Source organism: Flavobacterium sp., assembly GCF_046153165.1.
In the GTDB taxonomy this organism is placed as follows: domain Bacteria; phylum Bacteroidota; class Bacteroidia; order Flavobacteriales; family Flavobacteriaceae; genus Flavobacterium.
The window spans coordinates 1-2,538 of record NZ_JBJXEN010000112.1; the positions used below are offsets into that span (position 1 = coordinate 1).

Annotated in this window: 3 protein-coding genes and 1 pseudogene; 2 read left to right on the forward strand and 2 right to left on the reverse strand. The window is 31.4% G+C overall.

The features are described 5' to 3' along the window. Together ACKVOV_RS13340 and ACKVOV_RS13345 are read left to right on the forward strand one after the other, a co-directional pair. A partial coding sequence (locus ACKVOV_RS13340) for a phospholipase D-like domain-containing protein (protein WP_409207255.1) occupies positions 1-604 on the forward strand: 604 nt, incomplete at its 5' end. 42 nt (positions 605-646) lie between these two features. Then, on the forward strand, positions 647-1,537 hold the full coding sequence (locus ACKVOV_RS13345) for a Ppx/GppA phosphatase family protein (RefSeq protein WP_409207256.1): 891 nt from the start codon (positions 647-649) through the stop codon (positions 1,535-1,537). Between the two features lie 114 nt (positions 1,538-1,651). On the opposite strand, the gene ACKVOV_RS13350 is transcribed toward ACKVOV_RS13345, so the two are convergent. Next, positions 1,652-2,122, reverse strand: a complete 471-nt coding sequence (locus ACKVOV_RS13350; protein ID WP_348074693.1) for a DNA polymerase III subunit gamma/tau — start codon at positions 2,120-2,122, stop codon at positions 1,652-1,654. Between the two features lie 194 nt (positions 2,123-2,316). Beyond that, a pseudogene (locus ACKVOV_RS13355) lies at positions 2,317-2,538 on the reverse strand (DNA polymerase III subunit gamma/tau); the annotation flags it as partial.

The following is a 2,538-nucleotide window of genomic DNA, read 5'->3' on the forward strand; positions in this document are numbered from 1 at the left end:
AATAAACTATAGAGTTCATAGATACAAACATTTAATTGTTTCTCCGCATTATACAAGAACTCGTTTCAATAAATTAATAGACAAGGAAATTCTAAATGCAAATTTAGGAAGACCTGCTTTTATTAAACTAAAAATGAATAGTTTGTCAGATAATAAAATGATAGATAAACTATATGAAGCCAGCAGAGCAGGTGTTAAAATTCAATTAATAATAAGAGGAATTTGTTCTTTAATACCAGGAGTAAAAGGAATGAGCGAAAATATTGAAGCTATTTCTATCGTAGATAATTATTTAGAACATTCTCGAGTTTATATTTTTTGTAATAATAACGAACCAGAAGTTTATATTTCTTCTGCCGATTTTATGACCAGAAATTTAGATAGTAGAGTAGAAATTACTTGTCCTATTTATGATGAAAGTATTAAAAAAGAATTAATAGATACTTTCGACATTGGTTGGCAAGGAAACGTAAAAGTCCGTTATCATTCAGAAAAGTTAGATAATAAATACCGTATGCGTGACGATAGCCCAATATTTAGAGCCCAATTAGAAACGTATAATTATTATCGCAATAAAATTGAAGTGGTTGCTGAAAAAGTTTAGATTTTAAATCTAAACTCTAATATCTAAATTCTAAAATTAAGAATGATTTCAATAAAAAAATATGCCGCCATCGATATAGGATCAAATGCCATGAGACTTTTGATAACCAATGTTGTAGAGCAAAAAGGTAAAGAGACTCAATTTAATAAAAGTGAATTGATTCGTGTTCCGATTCGTTTGGGTCAAGATGCATTTACCGTTGGAGAAATTACTGAAGAAAATATTGAAAGAATGATTGATGCTATGAAAGCATTTAAATTATTAATGAAAGTATATAAAGTAGAAAAATATATGGCTTGCGCTACATCTGCTATGCGTGAGGCATATAACGGAAAAGAAGTAGCTGAAATTATAAAGAAAAAAGCAGACATAAAAATTGAAATTATCGATGGAAAAAAAGAAGCAGCCATTATTGCTTCTTCCGATTTGCATCAGTTTATAAGAACCGAACAAACCTATCTTTATGTAGATGTTGGTGGTGGAAGCACCGAATTTTCTTTATTTTCTGATGGAAAAATGGTTGTCTCAAAATCATTCAAAAACGGAACAGTTCGTTTGCTAAATAATATGGTAAACGATATTGTTTGGGAAGAAATTGAAAAATGGATAAAAACCAATACCGAAGAATATGATAATATAACACTTATTGGTTCTGGTGGAAACATAAACAAGATTTTTAAATTGTCAGGAAAACTGCAAGAAAAACCATTGTCTTATATGTATTTGAATACGCAATACCAATATTTGAATTCATTAACTTACGAACAACGCATTGCCGAATTAGCCCTGAATACCGACCGTGCCGATGTAATTATACCAGCATTAAGTATTTATCTAAAAGCAATGAAATGGAGTGGTGCTACTAAAATTTATGTTCCAAAAATTGGATTGTCTGATGGAATTGTAAAAGCAATGTATTATGGGAAGATTTAGGTTCTAAGGTTTAGAGTGACAAAGATGCAAAGGTTGATAGAAGTATAAATCATGCTTTTTTGATAATATCCAAAACCTCAGTGCCTTTGTACCTCAAAACCTTAATACCTTTTTTTACAAATCCAAATCAAATGTTTTTCTAAGCAATTCCAATGCTGGATTCATTTCTTTCAATCGATCATATTTTTCCTGAACAGTAAAGGCTTTTTTAGTTTCGATAGATTCGTTTATTTTTATCTCAATTGTAATATTGTGATTGTGTAGTTTACCACGAATGTAACCTAATAAATCGTGTTTTTCGCCATCAAAATCTATTTTAGAACTTTCGTTTGGCAATTCATGAATAATAGTAGTGCCTTCTAGTTTTGGGTCGTCAAGTAATAATAAAGATTCTAGGATTTTGTATCCTTTATCTCCTAATCTATTGGCGTATTTTACCCATTGCTCGAGCATTTGTGTTTCTGTAAACGGCTCAGTAGGTAACTCATCGTGGTGTTTTTCTATAGGTTTTAGCTGCGCTTCCAATTCTCGTTTGGCCTGAATACTTTTCATAGACAAAGCAGAAACTTTCGGAGCATTTGTCATCGAATTGGACGAAGCAATCTCATCTACCTTAGGTTTTTGAACTACTTCTATAGGTTTCTGAATTTCTTCAACAATAGGATTTGCTGTTACAGATTCATTGACAATTGCAACTTCTGAAACATTTTCGGGGATTTGATTACCAGTTTTAACCTCAGTAATTGAAAATCCTGAATTCCGATAATAGGTAGGTGGAATTATATATTGTTTAGCTTTTTTTTTTCTCCATCAAAAGTGATAGAGGCTAGTTGCATCAAACAAAGTTCTACGAGTAATCGCTGGTTTTGAGAAAGCTTAAATTTTAAATCACAATCATTAGCCAAATCGATTCCTTGTAACAGAAAATCTTGCGAGGCTTTTTGAGATTGTGCATAATACATTTTCTGAGCTTGTTCGCCAACTTCTAGCAAAGCAATCGT